The following is a 17,591-nucleotide window of genomic DNA, read 5'->3' on the forward strand; positions in this document are numbered from 1 at the left end:
ATGTGCTGTTAGCCCGTACATCCAGGGAACATTCCGGTCGAAATGGCGATCCGATTCCAGCTGTTAATGATATTAATCGCCATGATCAGATCCAAGTATTCCTTCTCACTGAAATGCGCCAGCACACGCTCATACACGTCCTGCGGCACGCCATGCTGCGACACCTCCGTGACCACCTCGGTCAGGTGCAGTACAGCCTTCTCGGCGTCGGTGTAATAAGGCGTCTCTCTCCATACACTCAGCAGGGCAATCCGTTCTTCGGACTCGCCCATTTTGCGCAGATCGCGGGTATGCATATCCAGGCAAAAGGCACAGCCGTTGATCTGGGAAGCGCGGATCTTGATCAGTTCATACAGAACGGGATCAAGTCCCTGTTCCTTGATAAAAGTCTCGAGCTGCATCATTTGCTTGTAGACGGCAGGATGGGTCTGGTAATGATTCATACGGGTTTGCATGGTAATGCCTCCTTGGGAAATGGGATCTTCTTATAAAGCAGGCTGTTCTTTTCCGGAAAAGTCGCCTTCAATATATAAGACAGGGCAGGCATGGCATCTGTGACACCCGATGAAATGAAAAGAGAAAAGCTATCTGATTCAGACCGGTTCCCGGAGTTTGTCGGGATTGGACACCATGTAGACATTCTGAATCTGTCCGCTGCTGTCCCACTGCAAGGCACATACATAGACGGTACGTCCATCCCGCTGCAGCTGGAGTCCGGGCTCACCGTTGATCCATACCATCGACCACTGGCCGTCCAGCGAACCCTTGCTGGCGATCCCGTGGAAAAATGCCGTTACACGGCTGCGGGTAAGGATCGGACGCAGGGCGGCGCGGACTTTGCCGCCGCCATCGGTATACAGCCGCACATCTTCCTGCAGTCGTTCCAGCAGCGGCTGCAAATCACCTTCCCGTGCCGCTGCCAGAAAAGCAAGCACAAGCGACTCACCCTGCTGGCTGGCGACCGCAGAAGATACCGCAGCCGGCTCCAGCCGGGCATGAACCCGGCTCAGTATTTTGCGGCAGGCGGCTTCGGATTTGTCCACATATCCGGCAATCTCGCAGTAATCATAACCGAGCGATTCACGCAGGACAAAAATAACACGTTCCACCGGAGACAGCTGATCCAGCAGCACCATCACTGCATAACTGAGCTCCTCCTGACGCAGCATGAGCTGTTCCGCATCGGAATCGGCAGTGGAGGAAGAAGGCATCTGATCGACCACCGGGTGCAGGGAACACTGGAGATGATCGTTGTCATGATTGCTTCCAGATCCGGCTGAACGGGAACGCCGGGAAGAAGCAGACTGCAAGGACGGTTCCGGCAGCCACGGACCGGTGTAGAGTTCACGCTTTTTGCGGGCGGATTGCAGCAGATTAATACTGCGGTTTGTGACGGCACGGATCAAATACGCCTGCATATGCTCAATCCGAGGCAATTCCTCCTGCCGCTGGCTGAGATAGACGAACAGGTCCTGTACGATATCTTCCGCGTCGGTCATAGTCCCGGTCATCCGGTAGGTGACAGCCAGCAGCCGGGAATAGTACATGCTGTAGATCCCGTCAAGAGAATAAACGGTAGCTGTATGTTCAGGATGGACGGAATGTGCATGAGGTGTATCCGATTCTGGCGATTCAAGAACTTCAGGTGCAATGGATATCGGTGATGTGGATGGATTTTCCGGTTTCGTATGTAAGAGAGAAGCTGGCTGAGAGATATGATTGGGTTCCATAGAGTGGTTCATGATATATGGCTCCTTTACTAATGTTGAATAATAGGTTGCTATTAGCAGGGTAAAGCATCAAAGGGATGGCTTGCCACCCGGCACAGAGTAAAGCATACTAGGGTGGAATGCCAAAAGCAGATGATCGGTAGTCCATGCTGTACAGGGCTTGCAAGATGCCGGTGATCCGGGCGGAGCACAGCAGGCAGTACATCAATATACGCAGCCCGTAGCAGAGCGGAGCAGATGAGATATTCCGACGGGGCACGAAGAGGTGAAGAATCGTTATGTTGTCGGAGAAAGTAGTCAATCACTGCAAGCATCAGGGCTGGTGGTTTGATGATATCACGCAGGAGTATATGGATGCACTGCAGCAGATTAGGATGGAACTTCATTCGGATTGTGCTCTTTTTTATTTGCATGCGGAAGACGGTCCTGCGTTCAGTGGCAGAAATCATCAGCAGATGTACCAGATCTGCTGGTTTGTCGTGAACAGTGACAGTTATACGATGAGTATACAGGGAATCCATCAGACGTTAAAACTTCCGAAAGAATATATTCCGCTGGACAGCTTTGAAGGCGAGTACGGTTATTTCTATAACCGCAGCACCGGGCAGGTTCTCGGCCTGGGACTGGAAGAGGATTGGTATCGTTTTATAGAGGGTACGCTGCAGCCGCAGTGGCCGGATTTTAATGCTTTTCTGGAATGGTCTTTTGAGTTGGACTGATTAGCAGAGCAGGAGAAGAAAGGAAATGTAATTATGCGCTGGCTTAAAACCTACCCGCGGGAAATACAGGTGTTCCTGTTTGCGAGTCTGATCAATGCCGCAGGCGGGTCACTGATGTGGCCGCTGGTAACTTTGTTTGTGTATCAGGAGCTGGACCGTCCGATGCGGGATGCCGGCTTCGTTGTGCTGCTGCAATCGCTTGGAGGGATTGTCGGACAACTGCTTGGCGGAACGCTGTACCACCGCCTGGGTGTGAAGAAATTGATCGTCGGTTCGCTGCTCATGAACGGGCTGCTGCTGTTTATGCTGCCGATCGTCAGCGATAACTGGCATTTATTTATGGGCACGATGGTATTGATCGGTTTGTTTAACTCGATGTCGCTGCCGGCGATCCAGGCGTTTATCGGCTTCCGGTTTGCCGACCGGCGGGGCGAGCTGTTCAATATTGTCTATGTCGCCAACAATATCGGTGTGGCGCTCGGAACAGCACTCTGCGGAATACTGGCGGATATTTCATTTTATCTGTCATTTGTGCTGAACGGGATCAGCTGTGTGCTGTTTGCCGGGTTCTTCTATGTATATCTGAAACGGATTGGCGAGGGGACCGAGGCCGGTGCTCCTATTGATGAGAACAATCCGGGACGCCCCAAAATGGAAAAAGGCGAAAGCACCATCTGGCTGCTCGGTCAGGTGCGAGTATACTTGTTCATGGGTGTCGCCACGCTGTTCCTCTGGCTCGGCAACTCGATCTGGAATACCGGGGTGTCTCCCTTTATCGTTAGTTCGGGCATGCTGATCAGCTATTACAGCCTGCTGTGGACACTGAACGGGATGCTGATCTTTGTCGGACAGCCGTTTGTGAATCTGGTACGCCGGCTCGTCGCCCAGACAGCACAGGCACAGCTGACGGCGAGTGCGGTCTTTTACCTGCTCGGCTATATCGTGATTCTGGGATTCCACAATTATCCGGCTTTTATCGCCGCGATGATCCTGACGACCTTTGGCGAGATGCTGATGTCACCGGCAATTCCTTCCTTTGTATCGGAGCGGACCGGGGCGTATGCGCCATTCTATCTTGGGGTCGCTGGAGGGATTGGAGCCGTCGGCCGGGTCATCGGACCTTATGTGATGGGAATATTCTATGACCAGGGCGGAATTATTCCGGTCAGCTGGGTCGCCGTGGCTGCCGGTGTACTGTCGCTTGGATTCTATGTCGTGCACAGCATTGCCCAGCGCGGCGTCATCCTGCGTCCGCGAGATCATGCCTGATTTATTCAAATGAAAAACAACCAGGCAGCAAGCAGTGTGATCCAGGTATATCACTGGATCTTCCAGCCGGATCGAATGCTATAATGAGAGCAGAATTACCGCTGTTCGCAGCATAACTTTTTTTGGGGAAAAGGGGTGTGTCGGATAAATATGCAATCTGCTGTTCCATTGACGATCCGTCTGTCCACCATGAAAGATGCCAGAGAGCTGATGACGCTCGACCAACTCGTCTGGAATGAACGGAATACGCCCTCGATTCTCTGCTGCTCGTCCCGCAGACAGTATCTGCAATCCTCGCCGCCTGGCAGTCAGCTGCTGGCGGTCCAGTCGGATCGGCTGTGCGGTTATATCGGCTTCCGCCATCCACATCCACTGGAGATCAGCAGTCATGTCTACGATATTCATATTGCCGTGCATCCGCATCATCAGGGGCAAAATATCGGCAAACAGCTGATGGATGCATTGTGCGCTCATGCACGCGCGCGCGATATCCGCAAGCTCACGCTGCGGGTACTGTCGACCAATACAGAAGCCGTCCATTTTTACGACAAATACGGATTCGTCGAAAATGGACGGCTTCAGGAACAATTTTATATTAATGGACAATATGTGGATGACATCTTTATGACTTACTGGTTATAGGGATGCTGGCCATAGACACTCTGGGTGATGATATCGGTCAGTTCCTCTTTTTGTGCCCGGTATGTATCCGGTGAAAGAGTTCCGTCAATCAGCCGCTGTGTAAGCATTTCGTTCATTTGTGCCACCTGCAGGTCAATAATGGCCTGTGGGTTTTTGTTGTTACGGCGGGCAGTCTCAGCCAGTGTATGGCCTTCATACAGATCATCATAGACATCCTCATCTGAAGCAGCGCCAAGCGCACCGAGGAAAGGGTCCTGCTGTTCACGGGTGACGGAAGAAGTGGACGATGTGGCAATTGACTGCGCGTTGGCTTGCTCCCCGAGTAACAGACTGCTGATGGCGATACCGAGCAGCAGCGTGCTGATCATCGCTTTCCCTTTACGGATTCGGCGATAGGTGTTCGTGCTTTTCATATGGATACCTCACTTTTTTTCATGCTGTCTTGCTAATCTTACCTTCTCATCTTACCCTCTCCGGCTTAAAGGAAACTTAAAAGCATGTAAAGAATAGCTAAAACATCTGCAGCGAAATGTAAACATATCTCCGCCTGTACACCAATCAGCTGATAATTTACAAATAAATCCTGTTCCGGACGCAGATCATGTTTCAAAGGACAGGGGAACCATTTAAGTAATACTTAACAAGCGACATACCAAAATTTACTAAATAACAGGTACTGAATGATCATAAAAGTAAATGGGTAGTCTCTTCATCCCGCCCTTCACCGAAGTATCCGTAGGAACCCAAGTTATCGTCATGGCCGATCAGGAAGAAACGAAATGGAGGATACGATATGGAGCGTATGCGTAAATATCAGCTGTTGTTCAAAAGGCAGATCCAGGAACAGCTTCAGAAAATGCTGGCATCGGAGGCCGAGACACCGGAAAGCGAAGTCTACCGGATGATTCACTCGATCAAAGGAACAGCAGGAACGATCGGTCTGCCCGGATGGTATGCGGAAGCTATTCGTCTGTTGATGGCATTTGATGAAGAAGGAGAACGGACGTTTACCAGCAATCAGCTGTTCCGAATGCTGGAACCGCTGATTGAACTGTCCCGTACGACAGAACTGGAACTGACTATGGCCAATCTTCCTGAAGAGGCGGATGACGAAGCCAGTCCGCAGCGCAATATATCAGCTACAGGTACCGTGCTGGTGCTGGATGACGATATTGGACTCCTGACCCTGCTCAAGGATGAATTGGAAACGCAGGGACTGATGGTACTGGCTACTCCTTATCCGGACAAAGCGCTGAAATGGTTCTATGATATGCAGCCGGACTGTCTGGTGCTGAATTTGGTGCTGCCAGACTCGAATGGGTTCCACTTTTTGTCACAAATTCAGGCGCTCTGCGACCTGCATCTGATCCCGGTAATCATCATCAGCGCACGCAGTGACAAGGATACGCGTATGCGCGGATATGAGGCAGGGGCGGATGAGTTTATGGCCAAGCCGCTGGAGATGGATGAATTCTCACTGCGCGTCCGCAAGCTGGTCGCCCGCAAAAGGAGGTTGAACCGACTGCTGATGCTGGATGAAAATACGGGAGCCTTTACGATGAATATTCTCGATCAGCAGCTGCCCCGGTTCGCCGGACAGCGGGGCGGAGCCAACCTGATTGCTGTGCATCTGCAGGGAATGCGCGGATACAATGAACGCTGGGGCTATGAAGCCGGAGACCGGCAGCTGCGCCAATTCTCGGATTATATCCGTATGCAGCTGCGTGTAGAGGATATATGGGTGCATGAACGATCCGGACACTTCTATCTGCTGCAGCCGGAATTTACGAGAGAGCAGAGCTTTGCCTTTATGGATAATCTGCTGCACACCGGAGATATTGCCGGTATGCTGGAGGAAGTACAACTGGCGGTACAGTATGCGATTCTGCCGGTACAGGGAGACCCGACTCATCCGGGACTGGTCAGCGAAGCGTTGAGTCAGGTGAATCGTATGCTGACAGCAGCCGAGCAGTATGAACAGGGCAGCAGCGGTATGGCAGCATCTGTGCCTGCTGTCCTGCCGGGCAGCAGTATACTGCCGCTTCGACTGGCAATTGTGGACGACGATCCGCTGATTCGCAGCATACTGGAACGGCAGCTGCGTGATATTGGCGGAAATCAGCCGATAGAGCTGCGCGCCTATGAGGACGGACTGGCTTTTATGGAAGATTCATGGAATCAGGAGCCAGGGCGGTATTTGCTCATTCTGGACCGGATGATGCCTCGTATGAACGGGATGGAAGTGCTGGCACGCGTTCGTGAGCGATCCAGTGCTTCTGCGATCTATACGGTACTGATGCTGACGAGTATCGATAATGAACAGGGGATTGCCGAAGCGATTCGTGCGGGGGCCGATGATTATATGACCAAGCCGTTCAGTATGGTCGAGCTGGAAGCAAGGGTTCGCCGTCTGCTCAGCAAGGTATATACGAATAAATAAACAGGGATGTTGGTACAGAGGCAAGATCTATGGATGTAACAGTAAATCGGTACAAGCAAAGGGCAGCAGAAACAAGGCGGTTTATCTTTAGAGCAGTTATGGGATAAATGCATCATATGAAGATATCCATTCCGTGAGGATATTCTCATATGATGCATTTATTTTGAACAGAATTATTTCTATTAAGCAATCATAAAAAATAGACCGGAGCAGATGCCCGGTCTATTTGAATATAGCGAATAGCGTCTTGTACTCGTCCTGTATCCGGTTAGCGTTTGAGCTTCCATTCCTGCTGCAGCATGCCGTAGATGGCATGATCCACATAGCCGGATGGCAGCAGCTCGGTCTCGCGGATGATGCCTTCCAGAATAAAGCCCAGACGTTCCGGAACGGCACGGCTGCGCTTGTTGGCGGTGGCACAGCGGACTTCGACCCGGTGCAGGTTCAGCTCCAGCAGCGCGTAATCGACCATGACGCGCAGCGCCGAGGTGACCAGTCCGTGTCCCTGGTAATTTTCGCCGAGCCAGTAGCCAATACCGACCGTACGATGATTCCAGTTGATCTCATGGAAGCCGATAATGCCGGCGAGTTGATCCTTGTACCAGATGCCGGCGGTGAAGCCGCCATTTTCCATCGACTGTGTCAGCGCGGCACGAACATAGTCTTCGCTTGCCTGCACGGAAGTGGTGGCATCCACCCAGGAGAGCCACTGGCGCAGATACGAGCGCGACTGGTCGATCAGCTGGTAAATATGACGGGCATGGGCAGGCTCCAGCGGCCGAAGCTCTGTATCGTCATCCAATATATATGTAAACATGCGGGGAATTCCTCTCTTTCCTGAATAAAATAACGATGATATGGGCATCTTATCGCGGCCGCAGCGGTGAACGCTGTTCAAGGGCGTAGATATCTTCTTCCAGACCGGCCATACGCTCATTCACGAGGGTGCGGCAGTCCGACAAAGCCTGATTATACACGTGGGGACCGACCGATTTCAAAAAGAAATCCAGTACCGTATCCGCAGCGAGTTCACCGATGCTTTCTCCCCGTTCCATTTCAAAAAACTGACGGATATCGGCGATCAGAAGCTCGCGGGTGTCCCGTGGTAATTGTAAAGGTTGCATAAGCGATCCTCCTTGCAGACGATTTAACTTATATGCTACCGTATTCACTGCCTTCCGTCAAAGCCATTTAGCCGCAATTATAGCGTTTGCAGGCAGGACTGGAGTCGCTTCATGAAGGCGCTATCCTTGCCTAAGTTTTCAGAACCGTTATAATAGAAATTATTCGTAACAGAAACTGAACGACGAAAGGTTGATAGGCGTGGAGAACGAGAATTTGACTCCTTCTAATTTTATCAAGACCATTATTACCGAAGACCTGAAGTCCGGCAAGGTCAACAAAGTGGTAACCCGCTTCCCGCCGGAACCGAACGGTTATCTTCATATTGGACATGCCAAGGCCATCTGGGTCAATTTTGCACTGGCAGACGAGTTTGGCGGCAGAACGCATCTGCGCTTTGACGATACGAACCCTGCCAAGGAAGACGAAGAGTATGTACGTTCCATCGAAGCCGATGTCAAATGGCTCGGCTATGAATGGGAAGGCAAGTATTTTGCTTCCGACTATTTTGACTTTATGTATGAAAAGGCAGAGCTGCTGATCAACAAAGGTCTGGCCTATGTGGATGACCAGTCTGCAGACCAGATCCGTGAGACACGTGGAACATTGACCGAACCCGGACAGGACAGCCCTTACCGCAATCGTACGGTCGAGGAGAACCTGGACCTGTTCCGCCAGATGCGTGACGGCAAGTTCGCCAACGGGGAAAAGGTACTGCGTGCCAAGATCGACATGACTTCGCCGAACATCAATATGCGTGATCCGGTGATCTACCGTATCGCTCATCTGGAGCATCACAATACCGGTAACAAATGGTGCATCTATCCCATGTATACATTTGCCCATCCGCTGGAAGATGCCTACGAGAATATTACGCATTCCCTCTGTACGGTGGAATTCGAAGATCAGCGTCCATTCTATGACTGGGTGATCCGCGAGTGTGACGTGGATGCCGAGCCGCATCAGTATGAATATGGCCGCCTGAATCTCGCCCAGACGCTGACCAGCAAGCGCAAGCTCAAGCTGCTCGTGGACGAGAACATCGTCGATGGCTGGGATGATCCGCGTATGCCGACGATCTCGGGAATGAGACGCCGCGGCTTTACACCGGAAGCGCTGCGCTCGTTTGTGTACGAGACAGGCATTTCCAAAAGTCAGGGAATTGTAGATCTGCAAATGCTGGACCACTTTGTCCGTGAAGATCTCAAGCTGCGTGTACCGCGCACGATGGGCGTACTGCGTCCGCTCAAAGTAGTCATCACCAACTATCCGGCAGGACAGGTAGAGATGCTGGATGCGGAGAATAACCCGGAGAACGAAGAGATGGGTATTCGCCAGATTCCATTTTCCCGCGAGATCTATATCGAGCAGGATGACTTTATGGAAGAACCGCCGAGCAAGTATCATCGTCTGTTCCCTGGCAATGAAGTGCGCCTGAAGCACGCGTACTTTATCAAATGCAACGACTTTATCAAGGACGAAGACGGCAATGTGGTGGAGATTCACTGCACCTACGATCCGGAGACCAAGAGCGGTACCGGCTTTACCGGACGCAAAGTCAAAGGAACGATCCACTGGGTGGAAGCGACGCAGGCTGTACCTGCCGAGTTCCGTCTGTATGAGCCGCTGATCAAAGCGGAAGAAGAAGAGCTCGTGGAAGAGACAAGCGGCGGCAATGATGAGATTCCAGAGAAAACATTCCTGGATTCCATCAATCCGAACTCGCTGGAAGTGGTGCACGGATTCGTGGAGCCGGGACTCAAAAATTCCGTAGCCTACGACCGCTACCAATTTTTCCGCCATGGCTATTTCAGCGCCGATCCGAAATACACCATGCCTGGCGATCCGGTATTCAACCTGGTCGTATCGATGAAGAGCTCATTCAAAATGCCAAAAGTCTAATTAAACTTCTGCGACCGCATCAAGCGGTATAAAGCATAAAGTATGAATATAAATAATAAGCCATTAAAAAAGCCGGAACTGTGCAGACAGTTCCGGCTTTTTGTCGTATTCCCGGTATTCGCAATAGCTATTCGATGGACAGCCATGTGATTCTGCCGGATCTGGATATTCCGTGTATCCTGCAGAATGTGTGAGCCTGCGAAGCTTCGCGAACCATAATTGTTTTCGATACAAGCAGATATTCGGCTGCCGATCATCCAAGTGGTTTATTCTTCATCCGGCAGCTGATAGCCTGTCCGCCGCACATTGAGCCACATCAGGATAAATCCGACCGCTCCGGCAAAGGACAGCAGCATGCCGACCAGATACATATGCTCCGAACCGAAGTTCTGGAACAGCCAGCCGCCGAGGAAGCCGGCGATGACTCCGGCCAGACCGCTCCAGGTCATCGTGTAGATCGCCTGACCGGAGCTGCGGAACTGATTAGGTACGAACATCATGGTCAGCTGGGTGCCGACATAGAAATAACCGCCAAATGTCACTGCATGCAGCAGCTGGATAAATACGACCTGCAGCGGGCTGACCGCCTCCGCCATCAATAGCCAGCGGAGGGTGAACAGGATGCTCACAATCGCCAGCCAGCCCAGCATAAAGGAAATCCGGCGCTTCAGGAACCGGTCAAACAGCAGGAACAATGCCGCTTCAAAAATCGATGAAGCAAATACCGCCCAGCCGACCATGCTTTTGCTGCCGCCCAGTTCAATCACATACAGCGAGAGAAAGGTACTGTTCATCATATTCGGAATGGACACAAGTACCCCGAGCACGATAAAGCCGACAAAGTATCCATTACCGCTGAACTGGCGCAGTGCCCGCCAGCTGAGTGCAGCGGCTCCGCCCGGCGAGCGGGTCTGTGCAGGCATGACCAGCATCAATCCAATCGCCACCAGCAGCAGTACGGTAAAGACGATCCCAATCCTGGAGACGCCCAGATAGTCGATCACCGGACCAGCCGCGACCGCAGTCAGTGCCCAGCCTATCGATCCGTACAGCCGGAATCCGCCGAACTTGTACGGCGTCCCATCGATATAGTTCAGAATCAGCGTACTGGTCTGAGCAAACATCGGTGTCTGGAAAAAGAAAAAGCAGGCCATTACTATATAAATAAGCGTGTAATTATGTACCTGGAATACCATCTGCACGAGCAGCAGGGTACCGGTCATCATGATCAGCAGAATCAAGCGTGTATTTTGCAGTCGGTCGCTGTAATAGCCCCAGAACGGATTGGCAAAGAGCGAGATAAAAGGACCGATCGCCATCAGCGCACCAATCTGGCTCTGGCTCATCCCGATATCCTGCAGATACAGCTGAAAGAAACTTGTAAAAATAACCATCGTTCCATATATGAAAAAAGTATACCAACGAAGGGAGAGGAGTGCAGGCTGAGACGAAGGTGAACGCATGACGGGCCAACCCTTTCCGAGAACTTTTAGTTCACTGTATCATTTGTTGAAAGGGGATACAAACCATTTTGGACGAAATTCATCTAACGGTGGATTCGTAATTACTCCGCTGTCACCTTTTCGCAATAATCTGTGAATTCCTTGCCGGATTACGCAGCAGAGGTTCGATCCTGATCAGGATGCAGTATACTGTTGAACAGGAAGAGAAGTGAACAGACAGGAGAGAGTGAGCATGAGCAGGAGGGAACACCATGTATAAGGATACAGCTGGCATTATTCTGGCCGGTGGACAGTCCCGGCGGATGGGGACAGATAAGGCGCTGCTCAAGATCGGGGAGCGCAGCGTGATTGAACGGGTCGCAGCAGCATTGGGGAGCTGTGTACCCCAGCTGTGTCTGGCTGCCGCCGAGGACCGCAGTTATGACTTTTTGCAGCTGCCAACAGCCCCAGATCGGTTTCCCGGGCAGGGACCTTTGTCGGGACTGTATGCAGGGATGAATGCACTGGATGCACAGTGGTATGTGCTCAGCGCCTGTGATCTGCCTTTTGCCAGTACACGGCTCTTGGAACTGCTGCTGCAGAAGGCACAATCTGCAGCAGACGGACTGCCGGTACAGGCTGTGCTGCCGACCTATCAGGGACGCCGGCATCCGCTGTATGCCGTATATCATCACAGTGTACGTCCTTCGCTGGAGACAGCTCTGCAAAAGGGGCAGCTGAGGGTAATGGATTGGCTGAATCAGCATCGTACGATAGAACTTTCACTAGAACAGCTACTGGAGCAGCACAGCCAACAGGCAAAAGGTGACCTGTCCTCCTGGTGTCTGCACAATATGAACGACCCCGAAGCATACAAGCAGGCGCTTCAACAGGCGGATAGCAGCAGATTTTTGCAGTGAATATGATACTTGGCATAGACAAAAGGGGCAGAGCCGCCGCCAAACATGGCTATTTTATGAACTTAGGGCTATTTGCCCCCTATTTCTGCCCAATTCAGGTACAATACAGGTAGGAAATACGTTGTCCAACAGATGGTTTTGGTTGACAGACTGCGCTGCCAAATTGTTCGTTTCCCTACTTGGTCGCTAAGTTGCAAGCGCTGACATATGATAAGTGAATAATATCACAAGGGGTGTATTCTCATGACAGTAAAGATGGAAACATGCATGAAGACAGATTGGTTGTACAGCCGGGTCATGACCTATCGTTTGCTGAGTGAAATGCTGCAGCGGCGTCCTACGCTGTCCAAGCTGATTGAATGGCGCAAGGAAGCCGGACGCATCCGGATTCTGTCCGGACAGACCAACCCGCTGATCCATATGCTGGAGAATATACCGCTGACCAATATTATTCAGTATGCGTATAACGAATGTGTCCAGTACGACCAGCTTTTCCTGGAGCAGCGGCTGCCGCATCGTCCGCGTGCTGCGGAATATCTGCCTGGTGCCCAGGAGCGCTGGAGTTATGAGGCTACACTGAATTCGATCTATGCGCGAGCAGGTATTGCTTTTAAAAAGATGGATCAGGAGACCGATGATCATATCGGGATCGAATTGGAATTCATGTCACTGCTGGCTGAGCGTATGGCCGAGAGCGAAGGCAATGTGCTGGAGCAGAATGCGATGATCCAGGCACAGACGGATTTTCTGGAACATTACCTGCTGCCATGGGTGCCGTCTTTCTGCCGGGAGCTGAATGAGGCAGCCGAGCATGACCTGTATCAGATGTGGGCGGAGACCGCATCCGCCTATCTGATCGAAGATCTGTATAACCTGCGTGTGTACGCAGCCGAGCAGCATTTGTTACGATAATCCGAATAGACCACCATATCGATCATCTATTCTCTGTTAAAAGAATAATTTTGTCTACCAAATAGGTCAAAACAGGCGTCAAACCTGTCTCTCCTGTCCAATGATCATTAAAGGGGGAATACCGCCTTGCCTACGTACCGATGTTTGAAGTCCAAAATTGTCGTCACGTCAGTCGAGCAGGTCAGGGAATTTCCGTCACTGGACTGGGCCCGGCAGTATGCACTGCGGGAACTGGTTCCTCATGAGATTAACTTTGTGATTCGGGATGATGATACAGGTGAACTTTTTATGGATGTACGATTTGCCACACATACAAATAACCCCTGAGCCTAGGACTCAGGGGTTATTTGTATACTCGTACTGATGCGCTGTACATCGTCCAGATCAATCAGACCGGCTGCAGGCTGAAGCGCACAGGCACTGCCGCAGGCGGAACCAAGGCGCAGCATATCGGTTAATGCTCCGCCCCGACTGGCTGCCGTTACCATACCGGCGGCCATCGCGTCGCCGCTGCCGAGTGCACTCGTGATCTGCAGCTCAGGCACCCGGACCCGGTAAAAGCGGCCTGTCGCCCGCTCGGCGGCTATCGCGCCATCAGCGCCAAGCGAAATGGCAGCCATCGCGGCACCATGATCCAGCATGGCGGTCAGAGCCTGCCGCAGCTGCTCTGCTGAAGGCGGCAGACCGCCTGTCGTTATGCCAGCCCAATCGCAGGCTTCCTGGGCATTGGGCTTGACCAGATCCGGTGCCGCTTTGATACCATGATGCAGGGCTGCTCCGCTGCTATCGAGCGCTGTCCGGGCACCGCAGTCGCGTACGATGCCGATCAGCCGGGCGTACAGATCGTCCGGGCATCCCTGCGGCAGACTGCCGGAGAACAGTACCCAGTCGGACTTGTGAGCCAGTGTCTCCAGCTGCCGGGTCAGCTGCTCCAGCTGTGCGGACGTGACCAGCGGACCCGGCTCGATAAGCTCGGTCTGTGTCTGTTCCTGCTGCTCCAGAATCGTAATCGCCAGCCGGGTCTCGCCATCGGCCTCGGTGAACTGGCAGTCGACCTGTTCGGCAGCGAGCAGATGCTGCATTTTCTGTCCGTTATAGCCTGCCGTGAATCCGGCGGCAGCTACGGGTTCTCCGAGCTGACGGATGACCCGGGCGGCATTGACGCCTTTGCCGCCGGGCAGCGTCAGTCCGGCCGTTCGGTGAACGTGATTGATTTGTAAGGAAGGAATCTGGTAAATAATATCCAGTGCCGCATTCAGTGTTACTGTCGTAATCATGAAGCCACCGCCTCTGAATGAGAGTTACGGATGGTCTGCATGGTCTGCTCAGGAGATCAGTTTCAGCCCAACGGCCGAAGCAATGATCATCGCGATAAACAGGATGCGCCAGCCGCTTTTGGCTTCATTATACATAAGCATGCCGACAATTGCGCCCCCGACCGTACCGATACCTGTCCAGACCGCATAAGCGGTGCCCATGGCAATACCATTCATCGCATAGGTGAGACAGGAGAAACTGCCTGCAAAAGCCAGTATGAGCAGCATAACGTTTAACACGGATTTATGACGTACAAGCCGGTTCATCCTGATGACACCGACCACTTCAAATCCTCCTGCAATAACAAGAGCTAACCAGTACATCAGACCTCACCTGCCTTTTCTGCAACTTTGCTTTCATTATCCGTGACAAGCTTCAATCCAATCACGCCAGCCATCAGCAGCAGAATAAGCAGCAGTTTGGTCCACTGGAACGGTTCCCCGAAGATCAGCATCTCCGCTGCTACGGTTCCACCGGTACCAATCCCGGTAAACACTGCATAGACCGTACCAACCGGCAGCCGATTGGAAGCTTTGATAATCAGATAAAAACTCAGGGTAATCCCTGCCGCTGTCAGTATCCATTCGCTGACGGTTCCGGCATGTTTGAGGCCGGATACCCAGACGACTTCAAGCAGTCCACCGATAAATACATATAACCAGTTGCGATTCATGATGTTTGTTCATCCCCTTTGTAATGCACATCCTGTGTGTCTTTAGTTTTGATTTTCCCGTTATTGATGAACGGCCTGAATCCCACGCCAGTATACCGGCCATATGGTATTCAGCCGCTGTACCGAGCGATGGGACTGTCCGTACAGCATCTCGATCAGGATACCGTCGGCGCAGGTCATGTATGCCTGGGAAGCTGCCTCCGCAGATAGGCAGAGGGAGAGCTCGCCCTGATCCATGCTCTGGCGCAGCAGCCGGGTCAGACGGGATTCCAGTCCGTCCAGCAGATTGTAAATTAGCGGAATGACCTCTTCCCGAAGCGCTGCAGGCGGAAAAAATGACATGCGGATCACGAATTTGATCGTATCATCACTGGTATATAACTCCTGCAAATAGGTGAGCAGTCCGCGCAGCTTTTGCTCCGACGGCTGTTCCCGGTGGGCAATCATATAACGGATAATCTGATGCTTCAATGCCCGTGCCGCCCGGCTCAGCACCTTGAGGAAAAGATCTTCCTTGCTTTTAAAATGGGCGTAGATCGACGGTTTCTTGATTCCTGCTTCTGCAGCCAGTCTGGAGAGCGAAGCTCCTTCATAACCATCCTTCGCAAAATGGGACAATCCAATATGGAGCAGTTGTAACTTTACACTCATAGTTTCACCTACCTAACGGTCGTTAGTTAAGGTGATTATTTCACATCATTTTTAATATGTCAAACCGGTATTCTCCGGTAAATGCCTATACGACAAAAACGCCTGCTCCCCGGAAGGACAGACGTTTTTGCCAATAATATATGAAGAGCCGACTAGCGAGGACAGATTACCTGTACAGCCCCTACAGATGGATAACGATTCAGAACGTGGTAAAGCCGAGGATCAGCTGCAGTCGGTAGGCGATATCCTTGATCCAGGTGCTGTCTTCCTGGTAAGCACTCAGCGGCAGGGTATACTGCTCTCCATTGTTGGTCCATAGCATGGTGAAGTAATCATTTACTTCCTTCATCAGTGCATTGTCCCCGGGAGCGGAGATCCACAGATCATTTTCCAGATTGTAATCTTTCAGATTACGCGGGGTAAAGTTGGACGAGCCGCCGATAATCAGATCATTGCCTGATCCCCGATCGATATACATCAGCTTGGTATGATACTGCTCTTCGGTCGTGTTATACCAGCGAATGCCGATTTTGCCGTCGGTCTCGCTGCTTAATTCGGCAGCAACCGGACGGTTTGGGATGCCGATTTTGTCCTGACCAAAGGCATTTTGGTTCGGGTCCAGAATAAGCTGGATTTTCACACCCCGCTGTGAGGCATTGATCAGTTCGGAAGTCACCTGCTTGTCGGCAAGGTAAAACATGCCCATCCACAGGGTATCTCCTTCGCGGGTACTCTGTATGCCTTCCAGCAGGCGATCGTATACTTTGCCTTCGGTAATATAGCGGAGCTGGATATCTCCTTTGCCGGTCGTAGCCGGTGTGGAGGCTGCAGGGCCCGCCAATGCACCAGAGCTGCTGCTTGGCTGGGTGGTCTCTTCATATTCCGGCAGCTGTACCTTGCTGCCGGACAGATCGATCACCGCCTGCTCCGCCCGCAGCAGATCGGCCGTGATCGGTCCCTGCACCTCAAAGGCGATATTGGAATGATACGCGCTGGCATCATGAATATTGCCGGTAGAGACGAGTGCGCTGTTCTCGGTGATGACTGCTTTGCGATGGTTGGCTTTGACATTCATCAGCTTCAGATAGGAGCGGAAGGTCACATTGGGACCGGATGTAGCCATGCCGTTGGGAATATGTCCATTGCCTTCCTGGCCGAACCACTGGAAAAAGGTACGCCATACCGCCGAATAGACCGGCGTCGAATCGCGCAGCGGGTCCACATCCGTCATAATGACATCAATGCCGTTTTGCTTCATTTTCTCCAGCAGCGGATTGGGATTGGAATTGTAATCGGTATTGACCTCATCGGTGATGAAGACAATTTGCAGATCCGGCACCTGCTGCTTGCGCTGAATCAGTTTGTTGGTGAGCTGCTCGCTCAGCTGCGGGTATTTTTGCCCTTTATGTACGTAATTGTTGAACAGGAACATATCGATGACGATGTAGTCTTTGGCTTCACCGATCATTTTGACGATACGATCGTAGATTTGCCTTTTCTGGGTAAAGCTGTTCTCGGTTCCCGGAGCGGCATAGGTCAGATCGTAATAAAAATTCACATGGTCCACATTATAGAGCGGGCCTTCATAGGATACTCCCGCAGGCAGTGGTTTATGGGTCTGATAGATCATAACGGCGATAAGCCAGATAATTAGCAAACCAAGCAGGGAACGCAGGGAAATGGCCTGCCAGCTGGACTTGCGTTTACCGGGACCCGAAGCATGAATAGGTGGTGTATTTTTGGAAAATGCTTTCATTAGCAGTGAAGCTCCTTTCAGGATGGACAACAGATCATGTCACATATGTATCCATATAACAACAAAAGTCGGTTTTTGACGCAAAACGTCAACATG

General features: G+C 51.8%; 19 protein-coding genes. 8 read left to right on the forward strand and 11 right to left on the reverse strand.

Annotation, left to right across the window (positions count from 1 at the left end):
* Positions 1-8: 8 nt before the first annotated feature.
* Together WH45_RS02590 and WH45_RS02595 are read right to left on the reverse strand one after the other, a co-directional pair.
* Positions 9-455, reverse strand: a complete 447-nt coding sequence (locus WH45_RS02590; RefSeq protein WP_046212803.1) for a carboxymuconolactone decarboxylase family protein — start codon at positions 453-455, stop codon at positions 9-11.
* Between the two features lie 138 nt (positions 456-593).
* Positions 594-1,742 (reverse strand): sigma-70 family RNA polymerase sigma factor, encoded by a 1,149-nt coding sequence (locus WH45_RS02595; protein WP_052723587.1) that lies wholly within the window; start codon positions 1,740-1,742, stop codon positions 594-596.
* A 266-nt stretch (positions 1,743-2,008) separates the two neighbouring features.
* Between WH45_RS02595 and WH45_RS02600 the strand changes: the two genes are divergently transcribed.
* From WH45_RS02600 to WH45_RS02610, 3 genes are all read left to right on the forward strand, one after another.
* Positions 2,009-2,449, forward strand: a complete 441-nt coding sequence (locus tag WH45_RS02600) for a hypothetical protein (RefSeq protein WP_046212804.1) — start codon at positions 2,009-2,011, stop codon at positions 2,447-2,449.
* 33 nt (positions 2,450-2,482) lie between these two features.
* The gene (locus tag WH45_RS02605; protein WP_046212805.1) at positions 2,483-3,718 is read left to right on the forward strand and encodes an MFS transporter; all 1,236 of its coding nucleotides are present in this window, start codon (positions 2,483-2,485) and stop codon (positions 3,716-3,718) included.
* Positions 3,719-3,868: 150 nt separating this feature from the next.
* Complete coding sequence (locus WH45_RS02610; RefSeq protein WP_046212806.1) at positions 3,869-4,360, forward strand: GNAT family N-acetyltransferase; 492 nt, start codon at positions 3,869-3,871, stop codon at positions 4,358-4,360.
* Here the strand turns inward: WH45_RS02610 and WH45_RS02615 are convergent.
* On the reverse strand, positions 4,348-4,773 hold the full coding sequence (locus WH45_RS02615; RefSeq protein WP_046212807.1) for a hypothetical protein: 426 nt from the start codon (positions 4,771-4,773) through the stop codon (positions 4,348-4,350). The genes WH45_RS02610 and WH45_RS02615 overlap by 13 nt on opposite strands.
* A 380-nt stretch (positions 4,774-5,153) precedes the next feature.
* On the opposite strand from WH45_RS02615, the gene WH45_RS22705 reads away from it, so the two are divergent.
* On the forward strand, positions 5,154-6,800 hold the full coding sequence (locus tag WH45_RS22705) for a response regulator (protein WP_052723588.1): 1,647 nt from the start codon (positions 5,154-5,156) through the stop codon (positions 6,798-6,800).
* A 268-nt stretch (positions 6,801-7,068) separates the two neighbouring features.
* On the opposite strand, the gene WH45_RS02625 is transcribed toward WH45_RS22705, so the two are convergent.
* Both WH45_RS02625 and WH45_RS02630 read right to left on the reverse strand, forming a co-directional pair.
* Positions 7,069-7,617 carry a GNAT family N-acetyltransferase gene (locus WH45_RS02625; RefSeq protein ID WP_046212808.1) on the reverse strand — a complete coding sequence of 183 codons (549 nt, stop codon included), beginning with the start codon at positions 7,615-7,617 and terminating at the stop codon, positions 7,069-7,071.
* A 49-nt stretch (positions 7,618-7,666) separates the two neighbouring features.
* Positions 7,667-7,924 (reverse strand): DUF2164 domain-containing protein, encoded by a 258-nt coding sequence (locus WH45_RS02630; protein WP_046212809.1) that lies wholly within the window; start codon positions 7,922-7,924, stop codon positions 7,667-7,669.
* A 190-nt stretch (positions 7,925-8,114) separates the two neighbouring features.
* Between WH45_RS02630 and WH45_RS02635 the strand changes: the two genes are divergently transcribed.
* Complete coding sequence (locus WH45_RS02635; protein WP_046212810.1) at positions 8,115-9,824, forward strand: glutamine--tRNA ligase/YqeY domain fusion protein; 1,710 nt, start codon at positions 8,115-8,117, stop codon at positions 9,822-9,824.
* A gap of 266 nt (positions 9,825-10,090) precedes the next feature.
* Here WH45_RS02635 and WH45_RS02640 read toward each other — a convergent pair whose 3' ends face one another.
* Positions 10,091-11,287 (reverse strand): MFS transporter, encoded by a 1,197-nt coding sequence (locus tag WH45_RS02640; RefSeq protein ID WP_046212811.1) that lies wholly within the window; start codon positions 11,285-11,287, stop codon positions 10,091-10,093.
* Positions 11,288-11,538: 251 nt separating this feature from the next.
* Here WH45_RS02640 and mobA point away from each other — a divergent pair, with 251 nt between their 5' ends.
* The 3 genes from mobA to WH45_RS02655 all read left to right on the forward strand — a co-directional run bounded on the left by mobA (position 11,539) and on the right by WH45_RS02655 (position 13,425).
* Positions 11,539-12,186 (forward strand): molybdenum cofactor guanylyltransferase, encoded by a 648-nt coding sequence (gene mobA, locus WH45_RS02645; protein ID WP_052723589.1) that lies wholly within the window; start codon positions 11,539-11,541, stop codon positions 12,184-12,186.
* 243 nt (positions 12,187-12,429) lie between these two features.
* Positions 12,430-13,098: a TorD/DmsD family molecular chaperone gene (locus tag WH45_RS02650; RefSeq protein ID WP_046212812.1), complete on the forward strand. Its 669-nt coding sequence runs from the start codon at positions 12,430-12,432 to the stop codon at positions 13,096-13,098.
* Between the two features lie 126 nt (positions 13,099-13,224).
* On the forward strand, positions 13,225-13,425 hold the full coding sequence (locus tag WH45_RS02655; RefSeq protein ID WP_152663465.1) for a hypothetical protein: 201 nt from the start codon (positions 13,225-13,227) through the stop codon (positions 13,423-13,425).
* A gap of 2 nt (positions 13,426-13,427) precedes the next feature.
* Here WH45_RS02655 and WH45_RS02660 read toward each other — a convergent pair whose 3' ends face one another.
* The 5 genes from WH45_RS02660 to WH45_RS02680 all read right to left on the reverse strand — a co-directional run bounded on the left by WH45_RS02660 (position 13,428) and on the right by WH45_RS02680 (position 17,495).
* Positions 13,428-14,375: a 1-phosphofructokinase family hexose kinase gene (locus tag WH45_RS02660; protein WP_046212814.1), complete on the reverse strand. Its 948-nt coding sequence runs from the start codon at positions 14,373-14,375 to the stop codon at positions 13,428-13,430.
* Between the two features lie 48 nt (positions 14,376-14,423).
* Positions 14,424-14,738, reverse strand: coding sequence for a DMT family transporter (locus WH45_RS02665; protein ID WP_046212815.1), 315 nt, complete (start codon positions 14,736-14,738; stop codon positions 14,424-14,426).
* Positions 14,738-15,088, reverse strand: coding sequence for a DMT family transporter (locus WH45_RS02670; RefSeq protein WP_046212816.1), 351 nt, complete (start codon positions 15,086-15,088; stop codon positions 14,738-14,740). Before WH45_RS02670 ends, WH45_RS02665 begins: the two co-directional genes overlap by 1 nt.
* A gap of 60 nt (positions 15,089-15,148) precedes the next feature.
* Positions 15,149-15,739, reverse strand: a complete 591-nt coding sequence (locus WH45_RS02675; protein ID WP_046212817.1) for a TetR/AcrR family transcriptional regulator — start codon at positions 15,737-15,739, stop codon at positions 15,149-15,151.
* A gap of 199 nt (positions 15,740-15,938) precedes the next feature.
* A complete protein-coding gene (locus WH45_RS02680; RefSeq protein WP_046212818.1) occupies positions 15,939-17,495 on the reverse strand; it encodes a phospholipase D family protein in 1,557 nt (518 codons plus the stop codon).
* Positions 17,496-17,591: the final 96 nt, after the last annotated feature.

Origin of the sequence: Paenibacillus wulumuqiensis, assembly GCF_000971965.1 — a bacterium.
Taxonomy (GTDB): Bacteria; Bacillota; Bacilli; order Paenibacillales; family Paenibacillaceae; genus Saccharibacillus; species Saccharibacillus wulumuqiensis.